Source organism: Phenylobacterium sp. SCN 70-31 (assembly GCF_001724605.1).
In the GTDB taxonomy this organism is placed as follows: Bacteria; Pseudomonadota; Alphaproteobacteria; order Caulobacterales; family Caulobacteraceae; genus Phenylobacterium.
Genome location: NZ_MEEX01000001.1, coordinates 122,711 through 140,176 on the forward strand (window position 1 = coordinate 122,711; position 17,466 = coordinate 140,176).

Here is a 17,466-nt window from a genome sequence, read left to right on the forward strand (position 1 = left end):
GCGCTCCGGCGTCCGCGACATCGATCCTGACGGACGCCACGAAGGAGACGGCGTCCTGCAACCCCCGCCCGCGATCCACGACCGGCCGTCCGCCCCTGCCGCGATCGGCGACCGGCCGCCCAGTCGTCCGTCGTGACGGACCCTGGAGCGCAGCGGAAGTGGCCGCGGGGCCTGTGACGAGGTTAAGCTCGTCCACCGGCAAGTCGCGGAAGGTCGTTCTGGTGCAGCGTCCCGATGGTCAGGCCTCCAGCGGCGGGCTGGAGCCCGAGCATTTCTTCGAGCTTTGGAACCGCCTCGGCGACGACACCGGCGCCAGCGAGACTGACGCGAGCAGCACCGGAACCGCGCTCGAGGTCCTGCGCCGGATGGACGAGACGCCTCTCGCCTGCCGGACCTTGGCGCCGGGCTGGGGCCTCGCCGCGGCGGCCTTCCAGGGCGAACGGCCGATCTGGACCGGCCAGGCGTGGCGCGACCTTTTCGGCGAGGACGGCCCGGACCTGCCGCTGCGCCCGCCACGGACCGCGATCGCCTATGCGTCGCTGTCGGACCGGCAGGGCCAGCCCGTCCTGTGCGCCTTCGCCCGTCGCACCGTCGCGGCGGCCTGGCCGGTCGCGCAGGCCTGGCGCGACGCGGGCGACGGCCGGAGGGACGGTGCGACGGGCGACGGGAGGCCCGGGGTGGTGCTGGCGATGGCCTTCGCCCCGACCCGGATGGCCGGATTCGCGGACGTCGCCGCCCGGGCCCACGGCCTGAGCGCCGCCGAGCACGATCTGCTGACCCAACTCGTCGCGTCGCACGACCTGGACACCGCCGCCGCGCGCCTGGGCCTGTCCGAGCCGGCCGCGCGCAAACGGGTGCGCGCCCTCCTGCGGCGGACGGGCGCGCCCCGCCGCGGCGCCCTGCTGGCGCGACTGACACGACTGGTGGCGGACGAGAGCGTCTGCGACTGGGCCCGCGACGTCGGACTGCGGCGCGCCCTGGGCCTGGCGCCGGCCGAGATGCGCCTGGCCCACGTCCTGGCCGAGGGCTGCACCCTGCCGCAGGCTGCGGCCGGGCTGGGCCTGAGCCCCCACACCGTGCGCGACCAGGCCCGGGCGCTGCTGGCGCGAACAGGCCTGTCGCGCGTGGCGGACCTGCCCCGGCACCTGGCCGAAGCGCGGGCGCTCGTCGCCTTCGCCGAGGCGGACGAGACCGGCCGTTCGGACCGGGAAGGCCTGCTGGGCGTCACCCGCATCTTCCAGCACGCGGATCGCCAGGTCGCGGCCGCCGACTTCGGCCCGCCGCGGGGCGAGCCGGTGCTGTTCGTCCACGGCGGCATGGGATCGCGGCGGGTGGCGTGGCGGCTGCGCGAGGCGTTGCAGCAGCGCGGCCTGAGACCGATCGGCCTGGACCGCCCCGGCTTCGGCCTGACCGACGTCGTCGCCGGAGGCGGCGATCCCTTCGAGGCGGCGGCCCGCGACATGGCGCACGTGCTCGACGAGATGGGGTTGGACCGCGTGCGGGTTCTGTCGCGCGACGGCGGCGCGCCCGCCGCGCTGGCCTTCGCCGCGCTGTATCCGCACCGGGTCGGTTCGGGCCTGCTGATCTCGCCCCGGCCGCCGCGCGCCATCCCGACGGGGCCGAAGCTGGTCCGCGACTGGGTCCGGATGGGGATCGAGCGCCCCGGCGCGATCGTCGCCGTGCACGGCCTGCTGCGGCGGCGCGCCGGTGTGCGCCTCACCGAGCTGCTGATGGCGCGGCTGTTCTCGGGCCATCCGGCGGACGCGGCGCTCATCGCCGACCCTGCGTGGCGGCATGCGGCGGTGGCCGAACTGCTGACCTGCGGCGCGCGGACTGCGGACGGCCTGAGCGCCGAGCAGACCGCCTATCCGGCCTGGTCTCCGCCGACGCTGTCCGGCTCCGCGCCCTGGACCGTGGTGACGGGCGGCCTGGACCCGCTATGGTCCCGGGCCGACGGCGAAGACCCCTGGCGGCGCCTGCCTGGCCTGCGCCATGTGAGGCTGGAGACGGGCGGGCGGTTCATCCAGGACACCCATGCCCGCGAGATCGCCGCGCTGTTCTGACGCCGGGCCGCCCCGCGTTAGTCCCACGTGTTGCGGCGCGGAAAAGTTGACGGGGTCGTCATCTTTCGTTGACTTGCGGCGCCTCAGGGACCATCGTTCGCGCTGACGCAGAGCGGGCCGTTCAAGGCCCCTACGGAGGATCTCATGGACGACGCTTCGATCGACCTGCACCGCGCGGCCCGCGACGCGGCCTATTCGATGCCGCTCAGCGAGATCAACCCGGCCGACCCCGAGCTGTTCCGCACCGACACCCTGTGGCCCTACTTCGAGCGCCTCCGGAAGGAGGACCCCGTCCACTGGGCCGAGTCCGGGTTCGACGACGTGGGCGGCTACTGGTCGGTGACCAAGTACAACGACATCATGGCCGTGGACACGAACCACGAGGCGTTCTCGTCCGAACCCACCATCGTGCTGCCCGATCCGAAGGAAGACTTCACGCTTCCGATGTTCATCGCCATGGACCCGCCGAAGCACGACGTGCAGCGCAAGACGGTCCAGCCGATCGTGGCCCCGCACCACCTCTCGTATCTCGAGCCGATCATCCGCAAGCGCGCGGGCGAGATTCTGGACAGCCTGCCGATCGGCGAGACGTTCAACTGGGTCGACAAGGTGTCGATCGAGCTGACCACCATGACCCTGGCGACCCTGTTCGACTTCCCGTGGGAGGACCGGCGCAAACTGACCCGCTGGTCGGACGTCGCCACCGCTTCGCCGGACTCCGGCCTGTTCAGCTCGACCGATCCCGAGATCGCCGAGCAGGAGCGGCGCCAGGAGCTGTTCGAGTGCGTCGACTACTTCATGAAGCTCTGGAACGAGCGGGTGAACGCCCCGCCGCAGCCCGACCTGATCTCGATGCTGGCCCACGGCGAGGCCACGCGGGACATGGACCGCATGGAATACCTGGGAAACCTGATCCTGCTGATCGTGGGCGGCAACGACACCACTCGGAACACGATCACAGGCTCGGTCCTGGCCCTGCACCAGAACCCGGACCAGAACCGCATCCTGCGCGACAACCCGGCCCTGATCCCGGCCATGGTGTCGGAGACCATCCGCTGGCAGACGCCGCTGGCCTACATGCGCCGCACTGCGCTCCAGGACTACGAATTGGGCGGCAAGACCATCAGGAAAGGCGACAAGCTCGCCATGTGGTACGTCTCGGGCAACCGCGACGAAGAGGTCATCGACCGCCCGAACGACTATTGGATCGAGCGGCCGCGCGTGCGCCAGCACCTGTCGTTCGGCTTCGGCATCCACCGCTGCGTGGGCAACCGACTGGCCGAACTCCAGCTCAAGATCATCTGGGAGGAGATCCTGGCCCGCTTCCCGCGGATCGAGGTGGTGGGCCCGCCCCGCCGCGTCTTCTCGTCGTTCGTGAAGGGCTACGAGGACCTGCCGGTCATTCTGCCGACCCGAAACTGAGGCGCCGACAGGCGTTGACCTGCGGTTCCGACCGCGCTTCCCTCCCGGCCTCAGGTCGGGACGGGAAGGAGACGCCAATGCTCAAGACACTCACCCTCATCGTCGCAGCGACCAGCCTCGCCGCGGCAGGGTCCGCCCTGGCCGCCGAGACCCGCCTGTCTGCCCATCTGGGCGGCGCCGGATCGCCCGACACCGACGGAGCGGGCCACGCCAGCTTCCGGATCGACAGCGCCAAGAACGAGGTCTGCTACGATCTGACGGTCGAGAAGATCGCGCCGGCCACCATGGCCCACATCCATAAGGGCGCCGCGGGCGCCTCCGGGCCGGTGGTGGTGCCGCTTGCGACGCCCGACGCCGCGGGCAAGGCCACCGGTTGCGCCACGGCGGGCCAGCCGGTCGTGGCCGACATCCTGGCCAATCCCGGCGGCTACTACGTCAACGTCCACAACGCCGAGCACCCCGCCGGCGCGATCCGGGGCCAGCTCTCGAAGTAGAGATCTCGCAGACGCGCCCAGGGCGTCAGCGCGACGCCTTGGCGGGTGGGGTCTTCGGCGCCGGGGCCTTCGGGAGCGGCGCCTTGGGCGCAGGCGCGAGCGGCGCGGCGGGCTGGGGCGGCGGATCCCAGGCGCCCATCAGGCTGATCACGACCTTGGCCACGGATTCGGCCGAGACCACCGCGCCCCCGCCCCCGCCTTCGCAGACCACGCGATAGGCCGAGTAGAGGTCGCTCGCCTCCTCGGCCGGACCCCACTCGGGATTGGGATTCACCTTGCTGACTAGAAGCGAGCCCGCGCGGGAGAAAGCCGAAAATTCGCGCCAGCGGGTGCGACCCACGGCGCAGTCGTATTCGCTGAGGGTGCGGACGTATCCCGGCGTCGGCGGATCTCCGGTCAGGATGTTGCGCTGGACACGCACCGACCAGGCGCGCCGCACGGCGCTGTCGCCCACGCGCTCGATGCCCTCGGGGTCCATCACCGTCCAGGCGTCGGCGCCGGACTGGACGACGTAGAACGTGCGGGCCGCGGCGGCGCCAGGGGCCAGGAAGCTCCCGGCCACCAGGGCCGCGCCAAGGACGAGGACGCCGCGTGCGATCATGCCCGGCAACTTAGACCGCACATCTTAACGGCGCCTACCGTCTTCACCCCACCCGCGACTCCGTCGCCATTCAACTCGAAGTTGGTTTGTGAAAGTCATGATCCGGTGATTGTATGCGTTCGCTCCGAGTAATCGAGTTCGAGCGGCGTACGGGGATGGGCGGCGATGGAGGCGAAGCGGGCCGGGCATGACGGCCCCAACGAGAAGTGGCTCGCCCTGGTATCGGTCGTCGAGCGGCTTTCCGCGGCCGAGGACCTGCAAGCGATCATCGGCATCGTGCGCGACGCCGCCCGGCGGGTCTCGGGCGCCGACGGCGTCACCTTCGTGCTGCGAGACGGCGACCAGTGCCACTACGTGGAGGAGAACGCCATCGGGCCGCTCTGGAAAGGGCGGCGCTTCCCGCTCACCGCCTGCATCTCGGGATGGTGCATGCTGAACCGCGAGCCGGCGGTCATCCCCGACATCTACGTCGATCCCCGCATCCCGCACGACGCCTACCGCCCTACCTTCGTGAAGAGCCTCATCATGGCGCCGGTCCGCCCCGAGGCGCCGCTGGGCGCCATCGGCTCGTACTGGGCCACGGAACGCGAGTTCACGCCCGGCGACCTGGCCCTGGTCGAGGGCCTCGCGCGGGCCACAACCGCCGCCGTGGACGCCGTCATGGCCCGCATGCAGACCCGGAGGAACGAGGCGCGGCTGCGCCTGGCCCTCGACGCCGGCCGGCTGGGCGCCTGGGAACTGGACCTGTCGACCCTGGCGCTCGACGCCTCGCCGCGGTGCCGCGAGATCCTGGGCTGGCCGGCCGACGCCGCCCTCGACCAGACCGACCTGCTTCGCGCCATCCACCCCGACGACCTGCAGCGCAGCCAGCGGCTGTTCAACGAGGCGCGCGCGGGACGGGCGCCGTTCCAGGTCGAAGTCCGCACCGCCGCCGAGGGGGCCGGCGTCAGGTGGATCGAACTGCGTGGCGCGGCGATCCGGGACGCGGAAGATCGGGTGGCGCGCATCGCCGGCGTGGTTTCCGACGTCACGGAAGCGAGGCGGGCGCGCGATCGGATCGACGAACTCCAGGCCTCGCTCAGGCATGCCAGCCGGCTCAGCGAACTGGGCCGGATGAGCGCGGCGATCGCCCACGAACTGGGCCAGCCGCTGACGGCGGCGGGCAACTACCTCACGGCCGCGGCGCTCCAGGCCCGGCGCCCCGAAACCTCACCCGACGACATCCTGGACCTCACGGGCAGGGCCAAGGCGCAGGTGGAACGCGCCGGGCAGATCCTGCGACGCATACGGGGCGTCGCGACGCGGGATGAGACCGAACCTCGCCTGGAGGACATGGGCGCGCTGCTGGACGAGGCCCTCGAACTGGCGCGGCTCGACCCTCGCCACCGGGAAACGGACCTGCGGATCGAGGCGCCGGACGACGCGCCGGCGACGGTGCGCATCGACCGCACCCAGATCCTGCAAGTCGCGCTGAACCTCATCCGCAACGCGCTCGAAGCCGTGGAAAGCCGCACCGAGCGGCGGGTCGAGATCACCGTGAGCGCCTCGGCGAAGGAGGTGGTCGTCCGGATCTCCGACACCGGACCCGGCCTCGCGCCCGAGGTGCGGGAGAAGCTGTTCGAACCCTTCACCACCACGAAGGCGGAAGGCCTGGGCATAGGGCTCTCGATCTCGCGCGGAATCATGGAGGCGCACGGCGGCCGCATCTGGACCGAGGAGGGTGACGGCGGGGTGTTCTGCTTTTCCCTGCCGAAGGCCGCAGCTACCTGACCATCGGCAGGATCAGGGTCGCACCGCCCGTGGCGAGGACGACGGGAAGAGGCTGACGCCGGACCACGGGCGCATCGGCTGGCGCGAACCCCGCCTCCTCGCCGGCGGCGGGAGGAGCCGGCTGCCGGACGGTCGCCAGAACCCCGGGCGCGACCAGAAGCGCCAGGGCGAACGCCGGGATGCAAGAGACAGGTCTCATGGAAACCTCCTTTGACCGCGACCACGCGCGGTGTTCAGGCGACGACCAGCCAGGCGAACCGGATCAGGCCGGCCCACAGGCCCAGCGAGAGGCCGCCGGCGCACAGCAGCCCGATTCCACGGGGCAATCGCGCCGCACGGGATCGCAGCGGACGGGCGACAAGGATCGGGCCGAAGGATCGGGCTAGGCGCATCACGACGCCTTCCCGTCGGCCGCGGCGGACGCAAGGGCGTAGATCCCCTGGGCCTCGCAGCGGCCACGCACCGTGGTCCGGTCGATCTCGACGAGGTCCGCCGCGCCGATCAGGCGGCGGGCGGTCGCTTCGCCCGCCAGGAGCGAGCGGCCGTAGGTCTTGCAAAGCTGTTGCAGGCGGGAGGCGATGTTCACCGGATCGCCCAGCACGGAGTAGTCCCAGCGTCGCCGGCTGCCGACGTTGCCGACGACGCAGTCGCCGGAGTTCAGGCCCACCCCGATATCGATCCGCGGCAGGCGGACGTCGTCTCCGGCGACTGCTCGGGCCTCGGCGTCGATGGCCGGCATCCGCTCGATCATGGCGCGGGCGGCGTCGAACGCGCGGCGCGCGTGGTCGGGATCGGAATCCGGTGCGCCCCAGAACGCCATGATGCAATCGCCCATGTACTTGTCGAGCACGCCGCCGTGGGCCAGCACGATGTCGGACAGCGGCTCCAGCACGGCGTTGACCACGTCGGCCAGGCGGTCGGGCTGGCCCTTCATCGCCTCGGCGATCCCGGTGAAGCCCCGGATATCCGCGAACAGGATGGTCACGTCGCGGGTCTCGTGGCCCAGGCTCAACCCGTCGGGACTGGCCATCAGGCGGTCGACCAGTTGCGGCGGCACATATTTGGAAAGCGCGTCGCACATGCGCTCGGCCCGCTGGCGCTCGGCCTGGAGTTCGGACAGCATCCGCAGCGTTGCGGTCGACGCCGGCATGGCGGCGGACGACATGGCGGCGGACGGCGCGGGACGCCGCGAAGGCCCGGCGCGGCCGCGCCGGGCGGTGTCGAAGCCGCGTCGTGCGGGGGAATTCCCGCGTGTCCCGGGCTCGGCCCAGGCGGGCCGGATCGCCCAAAGGTTGTCGCAATCGATCGCGGACATGACCGTCTCCCTCGTCACGATCGAAAATGGCACGGCTGTTCCGCGGTTAATATTCCGAAGCAACCCCTACGGGATTCCACTGTAGGAAATCCGCTTGTGGCGGCTTGTCACAGGCGGACGACGCCACCTTTCGGTTTCAACGGAGCATTCCCGAAATTCATGGGGAATTCCGAGACATTAATGAGTTATGAACTCAAGATTTTTCAGAAAACAACCTTAACCAACAGTCAATTCTACTTTGATCAACAGCCGTGAGAGCCGCTCATGGAAGGCGGCGCTCACGACGGTCCAGAACGGCGCCGCAGCGCCGAAAGCCTCTTCAAGTTGCAGTCCCCCGACCGCACGGGTTGCGCGCCGAGCGGAGCGTCGGCCTGGAGGCCCGGAAACAAAAAGCCTCCGGCGGAGCGCGCGAGCGGCCCGGCCGGAGGCTGACTGGATATCGGATACCTACCGACGGCAGGTTCCACGTAGCGAAGGCTGCGGGACGTCTCAGCCCAACAGGGCCATCGCCCCGCCGATGAGACCGAGCCAAAGGGCGGCCGAGACGCCGGCCCCGGCGAGGAGGCCCACCCCGACCGGCAGCTTCCGCCCGCGGGCCGGCGCGGCGGCCCGGACGAAGCCGGTGGCCTGTCCCGCCGCGATCGAGACCGGGGGGCTCACGCCGCCACCTTGAACGGTACGACCGCCGCACCTTCGGCCTCGCGCATCGCGTGGTATTCGGCGGCGCTGAGACGATAGCCCAGTCCGCGGATGCTCTCGATGGCGTCGTGACCCAGCTTGCCGCGGAGATGATGCACCTTCAGGGCGACGAGCTGGACCTGACGATCCTCGACATGGTCCTGCCCCGGCATGTGTTCCAGCAGCGCATGCTTGTCGACCGGGTTCGGATAGTGGCTGTAGAGCGCCCCCAGCAGACCCCGCTCCTGCGGCGTGAGGCCCTTCATCCAGGGACGGTACGCCGGCGGACGTTCGATGCCGGCCGCCGCCAGGGCGCCCTTCAGGAGTTCGATCATCCGATCCAGGTCGGCGATCAGGTCCTGCTGCTCGGCGATCACCTCGGCAGGTCTCTTGTAGGCGTTGGCCATGCGCTCGACCGCCGGCGACCGGCGGCTCCCTGTTTCGAGTTCATCCGGGGTGAGACGCCTAGCGCCCGTCGTCCCGGCTCCGTCAGACAGGAGAATGCCGACCGGAAGAGGCGCGCGAAATTCCGGACGCCTACTATCGTAGATGTACTTACGGGGCTCCCCGCGCGACGCCGCGACGCACCGCGGCGGGCATGGCCGCCCTATCTGGCTTCCTCGGCGGCCAGGCTCATGCGCACGAGGTCAGACAGGCTGTCGGCCTGCATCTTGACCATCAGGCTGGCGCGATAGGCCTCGACGGTCCGGGGACTGATCGCCAGCGCGCGGGCGATCTCCTTGTTCGACTGGCCGGCGACGACGCCGTCGAAGACATTGCGTTCGCGCGGCGTCAGCGCCTCCAGGCGCCGGCGCCCCTCGGCCCGCCGCGCGGCCTCCTCGGCGCGCCGGGAGACACGTCCCAGAGCCGCGGTGACGGCCGCGAACAGCGCATCGCTGCTCACGGGCTTCTCGAGGAAGTCCGACGCGCCGCGCTTCAGCGCCTCGACCGCCATCGGCACGTCGGCCTGCCCGGTGAGCACGATGACGGGACAGGCGTCCAGCCGGCCCGCCATCCGCTCCAGCAGCTCCAGGCCCGTCATCTCGGGCATGTTGACGTCGGTCACCACGCAAGCTTGCGCAGTATCGCCGGCCTGCTCCAGGAACGACAGAGCCGAGGCGAAGGTGCGGACCTCCACGCCTCGCACGCCGAGGGACATGGCGAGCGAGTCCCGTACGCCGTCGTCGTCGTCGATCACATGGACGAGGGGAGTCATCGCCGCTCCGCTTGGGCGGTGGTCGACGGATCGACGACAGGAGGCCTACTGAGGCCTTCGGAACGCAGGTACACGGCACTCTCCCCGATCCGGCGGACCCAGTTCGGACAAGCACGAGAGTTTCACATCCGAAGGCTGTAGAAAAGCCCGCTACGCCCTCGAATTGACGACCCGCGACGGTTGGCGGAGGCCATACCGTATTCGTCCCAGGGTGAAGTCCAGCGGGCTTCGCGGCAGGTTCCCACGCCCTTGCCTCGGCCACCCGAAGGCCCCGGACACGCCGCATACGACATGACTTCCGCCGATCAAGAACTGGTCCATATCGTCGACGACGACGAGGCTGTGCGGGATTCGCTGGCCATCCTGCTGCGCACGCACGGCTATCGCGTGGTCACGCACGCCTCGTCCCGCCTGTTCGCACAGACTGCGGCCGATCTCGAACTCGGCTGCATCGTGACCGATGTCCAGATGCCCGACATGGACGGCCTGGAGATGCTTCAGGCCCTGCTCGACGCCGGCGTGACCTGGCCCGCCGTGGTCATCACCGGCCGTGGGACGCCCCATATCGCGGACGCCGCCGCACGCCTGGGCGCGATTTTCGTCGAGAAGCCGTTCAGCCTGGACCAGATCGTGGCGGCCCTCTCCCGCGCTCGGTGCGGCTAGGACCCTCAGGAGCCACCGGCCGACGCCTGCGCGGGCTGGAGGAAGAAGCGGAAGATCGCCCCGCCGACCGGGTTGGGATCGGCCGAGATGCGGCCGCCGTGCGCCTCGACGATGGTGCGCGACATCGCCAGGCCGACACCCATCCCCTCGGCCTTGTCGGTGGCGAAGGGCTGGAACAGCTTCTCGCGCATGGTGGACGAGACGCCGGGTCCGCGATCGGCCACGTAGCATTCGACCAGGCCCTCCGCCGTCAGCGCGCTGCCGATGCGCAGCTCGCGCTGGGGCGAGCCGGCCATCGCCTCGGCGGCGTTGCGGACGAGATTGACCATCACCTGCTGGATCTGGATGCGATCGACCATCACCCGGTCGGCGTCGCGGTCGAAGGCGTAGCGCACGGAGACGGGCTCGCGCGCCGAGGGGGACAAGGCGATCTCGGCGGCCTCCTCGAACATGGCGCTCAGGGATTCCGGCGCCAGTTGCAGGTCATCCCCCGCGAGGCGGCGCCGGACGCCGCCGATGATGCCGCGCGACCGATCGATCTGGCCCACGATCTTGTCGAGCAGGCCGGCGACATCCTCGGCCGCCGCGGGATTGTTCCGGACCAGGTACTGGGCGGCCCCGGCGTAGTTCGCGATCGCGGTGAGAGGCTGGTTGAGTTCGTGCGCCAGCGCACCGGCCAGTTCGCCCATGGCGTTCAGCCGTCCCGTACGGTTGAGACGCTCGGTCATGTCGGCGAGCAGCCGCTGATCCGCCTGCCGTCGGCGTTTCATGCGGTGATAGATCTCAGCCGGGACGATCAGGATCAGCGAGAAGAGCGCATAGAAAGCCAGGCCGGTGAAGCCGATGCCGGACTTGCCGCCCGACACCAGAATGTACTGCCCGATGGCGAGGCCGACGGCGCTGGCGACCGTCGCCGGCCCGAAGCCGCCGACCCAGGCCGCGACGAGCACGCCCAGCCACACGAGCGCGAACGGCATCTCGCCGTCCGGCACGCCCGTGAACGCCAGACGGAGCGAGATGATGAAGACACCCAGGACGGTCGCGACGACCTCCCGGGGAAGCCAGCGGAACACGCGCATGACCGAGGTCACTTCGACCAGCCTTCCCTACCCCAGCGCGAAACACCCGCGGGATCACGAGCATTTCACATCCTGCAGGTGTAGAGAAGGGGCCGAACTAGATCACTGGTTGCACCTCTCGCCCGAACGACTCTCAAGCACCCGCAACGCCGCCTGGGCCACCGCCCGTTCCTCATCCGTGGGGACGACCAGGACCTCGACCTTGGATGTCGCCGCGGCGATCGTCCCGGCGCCTTCGGCGTTGCGCGCGGGGTCTACGGCCACTCCGAGCCAGCCGGCCGACGCGCAGATCCGGGCCCGGATGTCGGGTGCGTTCTCGCCGATGCCGGCGGTGAACACGAGCATGTCGAGGCCGCCCAGCGCCGCGACCAGCGAGCCGATCTGCCGCGACACCCGGTAGACGAAGAGGTCGATCGCCTCGGCCGCCTCGGGGGCCGGCGAGGCCGAGAGCGTCAGCATGTCGCCCGACAGGCCCGAGACGCCCAGGAGCCCGGACTCCTGGTAGAGCATGGTGGTCACCTGGTCCGCCGACATCCCGCGATCCTGAATCAGATGGAGGATCACGCCGGGGTCCAGCGAACCGCTGCGGGTGCTCATCACCAGACCCTCCAGGGCCGAGAAGCCCATGGTTGTGGCGACGCTGCGGCCGTCCCGCATGGCGCAGAGGCTGGCCCCGCTGCCCAGATGGGCGACGATCGCCCGGCCGCCGCCCGTCGCCGGATCGCGTTGGCGCAGCACCCCGGCGACGTACTCGTAGGACAGCCCGTGGAAGCCGTAGGCCAGGACGCCGTCGTCCGCCAGGGCGCGCGGCAGGCCATAGAGGCGCTCCAGCCGCGGACGGTCGGCGTGGAAGGCGGTGTCGAAACAGCCCACCTGGGGCACGTCGGGAAACCGCAGCGCCGCGGCCTCGACGATGTCGAGGTTGTAGGGCTGGTGCAGCGGGGCCAGCGGCGTCAGGCGACGGAGGTCGGCCAGCACCGCGCCGTCCAGCCGACAGGGGCGGGTGTAGGTCCGCCCCCCGTGGACGATCCGGTGGCCGATGGCGTCCAGGCCGGCCAGATGGCCTCTTTCCGCCAGGGCGTCGAACACGATCTCGGCGGCGGCGGTCGCGGGCATGGGCCCGGGCAGCGCGCGGTCGAGCTCGACCGCCTCCCCGACCCGGATGCGAAGCCGCGCCTCGGAGCCGCCCAGGCGGGTGGCCGCGCCCTTGAGACGGAGCAAGGTCTCGGGCCCAGCCTCGTACAGCGCGAACTTGAGGCTGGACGAGCCCGCATTCAGAACCAGGACGCCGCTCACCGCGCCGGCTTCGACCGCTGATGCTGCGCCACCAGCATGGCCGCCGCGCACGACGCCAGACGCGATAGGCGGCCGTCGGCGCGGCTGGTCAGGATGATCGGCACGCGCGCGCCCATCACCAGGCCGGCCGACTGGGCGTTGCCGAGGTAGGCAAGTTGCTTGGCCATCATGTTGCCGGCCTCCAGGTCGGGGGCGATGAGGATGTCGGCCCGGCCGGCGACCTCCGAGGCGATGCCCTTGGTCCGCGCCGCCTCTTCCGAGATGGCGTTGTCGAAGGCCAGCGGACCGTCCACGAGGCCGCCGACGATCTGCCCCCGGTCGGCCATCTTGGCGAGGGCCGCAGCGTCGAGGGTCGCGGGCATGCTGGGATGCACCGTCTCGACCGCGGCCAGCACCGCCACGCGCGGCCGCTCGACGCCCAGGGCCAGCGCGCAGTCGATGGCGTTCTGGACGATGTCCTTCTTGATGGCGAGGTCGGGCGCGATGTTGATGGCCGCGTCGCTCACGAACAGCGGGCGCGGATAGGTCGGCACGTCCAGGATGAAGACGTGGCTCATCCGGCGGTCGGTCCTGAGGCCGGTCTGGGGGTGGACCGTGGCCTCGAGCAGTTCGTCGGTGTGGAGGCTGCCCTTCATCAGGGCCGCCACCTCGCCCACGCGGGCCAGGCGGCAGGCCTCCGCAGCGGCGGCGTGGCTGTGCTCCACGTCCACGATCCGGGTGTCGCCCAGGTCCTCTCCGGCTTCGCCGGCCGCGGCCAGGATCCGCGCCTTCGGACCCACGAGGACCGGCGAGATCAGTCCCAGCCGCGCCGCCTCCAACGCGCCGGACAGCGAGACGGGGTCACAGGGGTGCACCACGGCGGTGGGCGCAGCCGTTCGGGCGCGACCCAGCGCCAGCAGCCGCTCGAGCTGGGAGTCGGGGTCGCTGGCCCCCGTACCGACCCCAGCGGCGGAAGCCTCGGCCACGGACGCGCCGCTCACGCGAGGTCCTCGAACCACCGGAGACGCCGCATCACCGCCTTCTCCACCTCCAGCAGGAGCATGAGCCCTACGCCCACGGCGACGATCAGGGCCCCGTCGGCGAGGCTCAGGGGGCGGGTGTCGAATATGGCCTGCATGAAGGGAGCATAGGTGAAGAGGAGCTGCGCCGCGACCAGGACGACGATGGCGAGGTTGACTGCCGGGGTCCCGAGCGCGCCCCGCCAGCTCAGCGAGCCGGATCGGAGATAGCGTACGTTGAAGAGATAGAAGATCTCGCCGACGACGAACATGTTCACCACCATCGTCCGGGCGGTCTCCACGCTGTCGCCCCGACCCAGCGCGTGGAAGAAGATTCCCAGGGCCGCGCCGGCCAGCAGCGCCGACACCAGGACCACCCGCCACAGCAGGAACGGCGACAACAGGGGGGCGTCGGGCGCGCGGGGCGGGCGCTGCATGACCCCGGGCTCCGGCGGCTCGAAGGCCAACACCAGCCCCAGGGTCGCCCCGAGGACGAGATTCACCCAGAGGATCTGGGTGGCCGACATCGGCAGGGCGAAGCCCGCCAGGATCGCCAGGACTACCGCGACCGTCTCGCCGCCGTTGGTGGGGATGGTCCAGGAGATCACCTTGCGGATGTTGTCGTGGACGGTGCGCCCCTCGCGCACGGCCGCGACGATCGAGGCGAAGTTGTCGTCGAGCAGGACCATCTCGGCCGCCTGCTTCGAGGTCTCGGCGCCCTTGATCCCCATGGCGGCGCCCACGTCGGCCTGCTTGAGGGACGGCGCATCGTTCACCCCGTCGCCGGTCATGGCCACGATGCGGCCGTTGGCCTGGAGCGCACGCACGATCCTGAGCTTGTTCTCGGGGCTGGCGCGGGCGAACACCGACACGCCCTCGACCGTCGCGCGCAGTTCGTCATCGGTCAGCGCGTCGACCTGGACGCCGGTCGCCACCTTCGGATCGTCGGCGATGTCGAGCTGGCGGGCGATGGCCGCCGCCGTACCGGCGTGGTCGCCGGTGATCATCTTCACGGCCACGCGGGCGGCCCGGCATTCGGCGATGGCGGCCTTGGCCTCGGCCCGCGGCGGATCGATGAAGCCGACCAGGCCCAGCAGCTCCACGCCGTCTTCCAGGTCGGCGAAGTCCAGGCTCGCGGTCCCGGGCGCAAGGATCTTCACGCCGAAGGCCAGCACGCGCTCGCCTTCGGCCGCGGCTTCGTCGATGCGGGCGTTCCAGTCGGGGGCGGCGGCCGACGGCCGGGCGCGCGCAAGCAGCGCCTCGGCGGCGCCCTTCACGAACACCACCGACTCGCCGTCGGGGCTGCGGTGCAGGGTGGCCATGAACCGGTAGGCCGCATCGAAAGGGATGGCGTCGAGACGCGGCCATTCCGAACGCACGTGGCCCGGGTCCAGCCCGGCCTTGAGCGCGAGCGCGACCAGCGCGCCCTCCATCGGATCGCCCATCACCTGCCACCCCGCCTCGGCCTGGAGCAGGTCGGCGTCGTTGCAGAGGAGGCCGCAGCGGAAGACCCCGGCGCAGGCCGCCACCGCGGCGACATCGTCGGCCGAGTCGGACCGCAGGGCGCCCTGCGGCGCATAGCCCGCCCCCTCGGCCAGCACCCGATGCGACGGTGTCATGATCCGGCGGGCGGTCATCTCGTTGCGGGTGAGCGTTCCGGTCTTGTCTGTGCAGATGACCGAGGTGGCGCCCAGGGTCTCCACCGCCGGCAGCTTGCGGATGACCGCGTTGCGCGCCGCCATCCGCCGCACCCCGATCGCCAGGGTGATGGTGATGACGGCGGGCAGGCCCTCCGGCACGACGCCCACCGCCAGCGCGACTACGGCGATGAGCGCCTCGACCCAGTCGTAGCCGCGCGCCAGGACGGCGAAGGCGAACAGCGCCGCGCCCCCCAGCAGGACGAAGCCGGTGAAGCGCCGGGCGAAAGCGTCGATCTGGCGCAGCAACGGCGTACTGAGCGCGGTCACCGACTGGAGCATCGAGCTGATGCGGCCGATCTGGGTGGCCACCCCGGTCTCGACCACCACGCCCGCGCCCTGACCGGCCGCCACGAGGCAGCCCGAGTAGGCCATGCTGCTCCGCTCGGCGAGAGGAGCGGCCGCCGCAACCGGCGCGTCGTGCTTCTCGGCTGCAAGGGATTCGCCCGTCAGCAGGGCCTCGTCGATCAGCAGGCGGCGGGCGCGGATCAGTCGCAGGTCGGCGGGGACGCGGTCGCCCGCCTCCAGCAGCACGATGTCGCCGCGCACGAGTTCGCGGACGGGCAATTGCAGGCGTCGCCCGTCCCGCACGACGGCGGCGACGGGCGCGATCAGATCGCCGATGGCGTCCAGGGCCCGCTCGGCCCGCCCCTCTTGGATAAACCCGACGATGGCGTTGACGATCACCACCGCCACGATCACCGCCGCATCCACGGCATGGCCCAGAACCGCCGCCGCCAGCGCCGCCGTCAGCAGGAAGTAGATCAGGACGTTGTTGAACTGGGCCAGGAAGCGCCGCAGCGCCGAACGGCCCCGGGCCTTCGGGAGTTCGTTGGGCCCCTGCGCGTCGAGGCGCCGCGCCGCTTCCGAGCCGTCCAGGCCGTCGGGATGTCCGCCCAGCGCCGCGAGGACGTCCTCCACGGGAAGCTGGTGCCACGGCGCAGGCTCGACGCGCGTCGTCTGGGGGGACGCAGTCTCAGGGGCGGCCATCGACAGGCGTCCTCCAGAGTCGACGGGGAAAAGGGATTGTGATCTTCACCGCACCGAGCGGGGATCGCGGACCAGCAGGACGTCACCGGGCGCCGCCTCGAGGATGCGCTTCGCCGTACTGCCGATCAGCGCCTCGAACACGGCGCCGCGACCATGACTGCCCAGAACCACCAGATCGGCTGGACGGTCGCGCATGTAGGCCCCGATCAGGGCCTCGGGGCGTCCGTGCTCCACCAGGACCCGAAGGCGCCGCCGCTGTTCCGGAGAAAGGGGAGAAGCGGCGACGAACTCGTCGCTGGCCTTCTGCTCCATGCTGCGGATCTGCTTGCCGAAATCGTCGCTGTCGAGATGGAGGGCGAAGGGTGTCTCATAGGCGTGGAGAAGCGTCAGGGGCGAATCCGGGAAGAACGCCGCCGCCGCGTCCAGCGCATGCCGCGAGGAGTCCGAAAAGTCGGTGGCCACCAGGATCTCGCCATAGGGCCGCACCCGGTTCTGGACCACCAGCACGGGGACCCGCGTCCGGCGGAGCAGCCGCTCCACCGTGGCACCCAGGAAGAAGCGGCCGAACGTCTCGTTTCGCGCCACGCCGGTGACGATCAGGTCCGCGCCGGTCTCGGACGCCACGGCGTCGATGGTCTCGGCGGTCGGCCCCTCCTCCACGCGCACCTCGAGGCCCGGCAGATCGGCGGCCAGATCGCGGCGGAGCTGGGCCGCGATCGCCGGCGCCCGGTCCGGCGGACGGCGCCAGGACGGGAGGTCCTCGAGGCGACGTTGAGTCAGGGCGTCCGGCGCGGCGTCGAGGACATGGAGCGCCACCACGGGGCATCCCCACATTCCGGCCAACTGGGCGGCGCGATCCAGGGCCCGATCGCATCGGCTGCTCAGGTCCGTGGCGAGGAGGATCTTTCGCGGAGGCCCCTGTCTCCAAGTCGGCTCGGACATGTTCTCACCCACGCTTCACTCCATTAGACGATGTCCCTGCCGCCAGATGCGGACGGCGGAAAGGTAACGCGCGAACGGCGGCGGCGGCTTGACCTCGCTCAAGTCGCCGGGTGGACGGCGGCGGCACAATGAAGGTCCGGAGCCAGGAGACCGCTATGATCGACGCCCCCTCGCCTTCAACGCCTTCGCCTTCCCCGCCTTCGCCTTCCACGGCCACCGCCTCGCCGATGCCGTGGCCGTTC

17 protein-coding genes are annotated in these 17,466 nt (G+C 70.9%); 5 read left to right on the forward strand and 12 right to left on the reverse strand.

Annotated features, from left to right (window positions below; all coding sequences use genetic code 11):
* The first annotated feature begins 221 nt into the window (after positions 1–221).
* The 3 genes from ABS78_RS00640 to ABS78_RS00650 all read left to right on the forward strand — a co-directional run bounded on the left by ABS78_RS00640 (position 222) and on the right by ABS78_RS00650 (position 3,979).
* On the forward strand, positions 222–2,063 hold the full coding sequence (locus ABS78_RS00640) for an alpha/beta fold hydrolase (RefSeq protein ID WP_293373834.1): 1,842 nt from the start codon (positions 222–224) through the stop codon (positions 2,061–2,063).
* Between the two features lie 144 nt (positions 2,064–2,207).
* Positions 2,208–3,485, forward strand: a complete 1,278-nt coding sequence (locus tag ABS78_RS00645; RefSeq protein WP_293373836.1) for a cytochrome P450 — start codon at positions 2,208–2,210, stop codon at positions 3,483–3,485.
* 77 nt (positions 3,486–3,562) lie between these two features.
* Positions 3,563–3,979, forward strand: a complete 417-nt coding sequence (locus tag ABS78_RS00650) for a CHRD domain-containing protein (protein ID WP_293373838.1) — start codon at positions 3,563–3,565, stop codon at positions 3,977–3,979.
* 25 nt (positions 3,980–4,004) lie between these two features.
* Here the strand turns inward: ABS78_RS00650 and ABS78_RS00655 are convergent, their stop codons facing one another.
* Positions 4,005–4,580: a surface-adhesin E family protein gene (locus ABS78_RS00655; RefSeq protein WP_293373840.1), complete on the reverse strand. Its 576-nt coding sequence runs from the start codon at positions 4,578–4,580 to the stop codon at positions 4,005–4,007.
* A 165-nt stretch (positions 4,581–4,745) separates the two neighbouring features.
* Here ABS78_RS00655 and ABS78_RS00660 point away from each other — a divergent pair, with 165 nt between their 5' ends.
* The gene (locus ABS78_RS00660; protein ID WP_293373842.1) at positions 4,746–6,350 is read left to right on the forward strand and encodes an ATP-binding protein; all 1,605 of its coding nucleotides are present in this window, start codon (positions 4,746–4,748) and stop codon (positions 6,348–6,350) included.
* Here ABS78_RS00660 and ABS78_RS00665 read toward each other — a convergent pair.
* The 6 genes from ABS78_RS00665 to ABS78_RS00690 all read right to left on the reverse strand — a co-directional run bounded on the left by ABS78_RS00665 (position 6,343) and on the right by ABS78_RS00690 (position 9,559).
* Positions 6,343–6,549 carry a hypothetical protein gene (locus ABS78_RS00665; RefSeq protein WP_293373844.1) on the reverse strand — a complete coding sequence of 69 codons (207 nt, stop codon included), beginning with the start codon at positions 6,547–6,549 and terminating at the stop codon, positions 6,343–6,345. The two genes, ABS78_RS00660 and ABS78_RS00665, sit on opposite strands and share 8 nt — an antisense overlap.
* Positions 6,550–6,583: 34 nt before the next feature.
* Positions 6,584–6,742 (reverse strand): hypothetical protein, encoded by a 159-nt coding sequence (locus tag ABS78_RS00670; protein ID WP_293373846.1) that lies wholly within the window; start codon positions 6,740–6,742, stop codon positions 6,584–6,586.
* Complete coding sequence (locus ABS78_RS00675) at positions 6,742–7,665, reverse strand: adenylate/guanylate cyclase domain-containing protein (protein ID WP_293373848.1); 924 nt, start codon at positions 7,663–7,665, stop codon at positions 6,742–6,744. The genes ABS78_RS00670 and ABS78_RS00675 overlap by 1 nt, the downstream gene beginning before the upstream one ends.
* Positions 7,666–8,154: 489 nt before the next feature.
* Positions 8,155–8,325: a hypothetical protein gene (locus ABS78_RS00680; protein ID WP_293373850.1), complete on the reverse strand. Its 171-nt coding sequence runs from the start codon at positions 8,323–8,325 to the stop codon at positions 8,155–8,157.
* A complete protein-coding gene (locus ABS78_RS00685; RefSeq protein WP_293373852.1) occupies positions 8,322–8,750 on the reverse strand; it encodes a winged helix-turn-helix domain-containing protein in 429 nt (142 codons plus the stop codon). The genes ABS78_RS00680 and ABS78_RS00685 overlap by 4 nt, the downstream gene beginning before the upstream one ends.
* A gap of 200 nt (positions 8,751–8,950) precedes the next feature.
* Entirely contained in the window at positions 8,951–9,559 is a 609-nt protein-coding gene (locus ABS78_RS00690; RefSeq protein WP_293373854.1) for a response regulator, read from the reverse strand.
* Between the two features lie 291 nt (positions 9,560–9,850).
* Here ABS78_RS00690 and ABS78_RS00695 point away from each other — a divergent pair, with 291 nt between their 5' ends.
* Positions 9,851–10,222 carry a response regulator gene (locus tag ABS78_RS00695; protein WP_293373856.1) on the forward strand — a complete coding sequence of 124 codons (372 nt, stop codon included), beginning with the start codon at positions 9,851–9,853 and terminating at the stop codon, positions 10,220–10,222.
* A gap of 5 nt (positions 10,223–10,227) precedes the next feature.
* Here ABS78_RS00695 and ABS78_RS00700 read toward each other — a convergent pair whose 3' ends face one another.
* The 5 genes from ABS78_RS00700 to ABS78_RS00720 form a co-directional block, all read right to left on the reverse strand.
* Entirely contained in the window at positions 10,228–11,313 is a 1,086-nt protein-coding gene (locus ABS78_RS00700) for an ATP-binding protein (RefSeq protein ID WP_293373858.1), read from the reverse strand.
* A gap of 90 nt (positions 11,314–11,403) precedes the next feature.
* The gene (locus tag ABS78_RS00705; RefSeq protein WP_293373860.1) at positions 11,404–12,597 is read right to left on the reverse strand and encodes an acetate/propionate family kinase; all 1,194 of its coding nucleotides are present in this window, start codon (positions 12,595–12,597) and stop codon (positions 11,404–11,406) included.
* Positions 12,594–13,577, reverse strand: coding sequence for a bifunctional enoyl-CoA hydratase/phosphate acetyltransferase (locus ABS78_RS00710; RefSeq protein ID WP_293373862.1), 984 nt, complete (start codon positions 13,575–13,577; stop codon positions 12,594–12,596). Before ABS78_RS00710 ends, ABS78_RS00705 begins: the two co-directional genes overlap by 4 nt.
* The gene (locus tag ABS78_RS00715) at positions 13,574–16,282 is read right to left on the reverse strand and encodes an HAD-IC family P-type ATPase (RefSeq protein WP_293373864.1); all 2,709 of its coding nucleotides are present in this window, start codon (positions 16,280–16,282) and stop codon (positions 13,574–13,576) included. The genes ABS78_RS00710 and ABS78_RS00715 overlap by 4 nt, the downstream gene beginning before the upstream one ends.
* A gap of 45 nt (positions 16,283–16,327) precedes the next feature.
* Positions 16,328–17,224 carry a universal stress protein gene (locus ABS78_RS00720; RefSeq protein WP_293373866.1) on the reverse strand — a complete coding sequence of 299 codons (897 nt, stop codon included), beginning with the start codon at positions 17,222–17,224 and terminating at the stop codon, positions 16,328–16,330.
* Between the last annotated feature and the right edge of the window lie 242 nt (positions 17,225–17,466).

Coding starts and splice junctions, on each gene's coding strand:
- ABS78_RS00645 (WP_293373836.1), top strand. CDS start 2,208: ATGGACGACGCTTCGATCGACCTGCACCGCGCGGCCCGCGACGCGGCC.
- ABS78_RS00650 (WP_293373838.1), top strand. CDS start 3,563: ATGCTCAAGACACTCACCCTCATCGTCGCAGCGACCAGCCTCGCCGCG.
- ABS78_RS00655 (WP_293373840.1), bottom strand. CDS start 4,580: ATGATCGCACGCGGCGTCCTCGTCCTTGGCGCGGCCCTGGTGGCCGGG.
- ABS78_RS00660 (WP_293373842.1), top strand. CDS start 4,746: ATGGAGGCGAAGCGGGCCGGGCATGACGGCCCCAACGAGAAGTGGCTC.
- ABS78_RS00665 (WP_293373844.1), bottom strand. CDS start 6,549: ATGAGACCTGTCTCTTGCATCCCGGCGTTCGCCCTGGCGCTTCTGGTC.
- ABS78_RS00670 (WP_293373846.1), bottom strand. CDS start 6,742: ATGCGCCTAGCCCGATCCTTCGGCCCGATCCTTGTCGCCCGTCCGCTG.
- ABS78_RS00675 (WP_293373848.1), bottom strand. CDS start 7,665: ATGTCCGCGATCGATTGCGACAACCTTTGGGCGATCCGGCCCGCCTGG.
- ABS78_RS00685 (WP_293373852.1), bottom strand. CDS start 8,750: ATGGCCAACGCCTACAAGAGACCTGCCGAGGTGATCGCCGAGCAGCAG.
- ABS78_RS00690 (WP_293373854.1), bottom strand. CDS start 9,559: ATGACTCCCCTCGTCCATGTGATCGACGACGACGACGGCGTACGGGAC.
- ABS78_RS00695 (WP_293373856.1), top strand. CDS start 9,851: ATGACTTCCGCCGATCAAGAACTGGTCCATATCGTCGACGACGACGAG.
- ABS78_RS00715 (WP_293373864.1), bottom strand. CDS start 16,282: ATGGCCGCCCCTGAGACTGCGTCCCCCCAGACGACGCGCGTCGAGCCT.
- ABS78_RS00720 (WP_293373866.1), bottom strand. CDS start 17,224: ATGTCCGAGCCGACTTGGAGACAGGGGCCTCCGCGAAAGATCCTCCTC.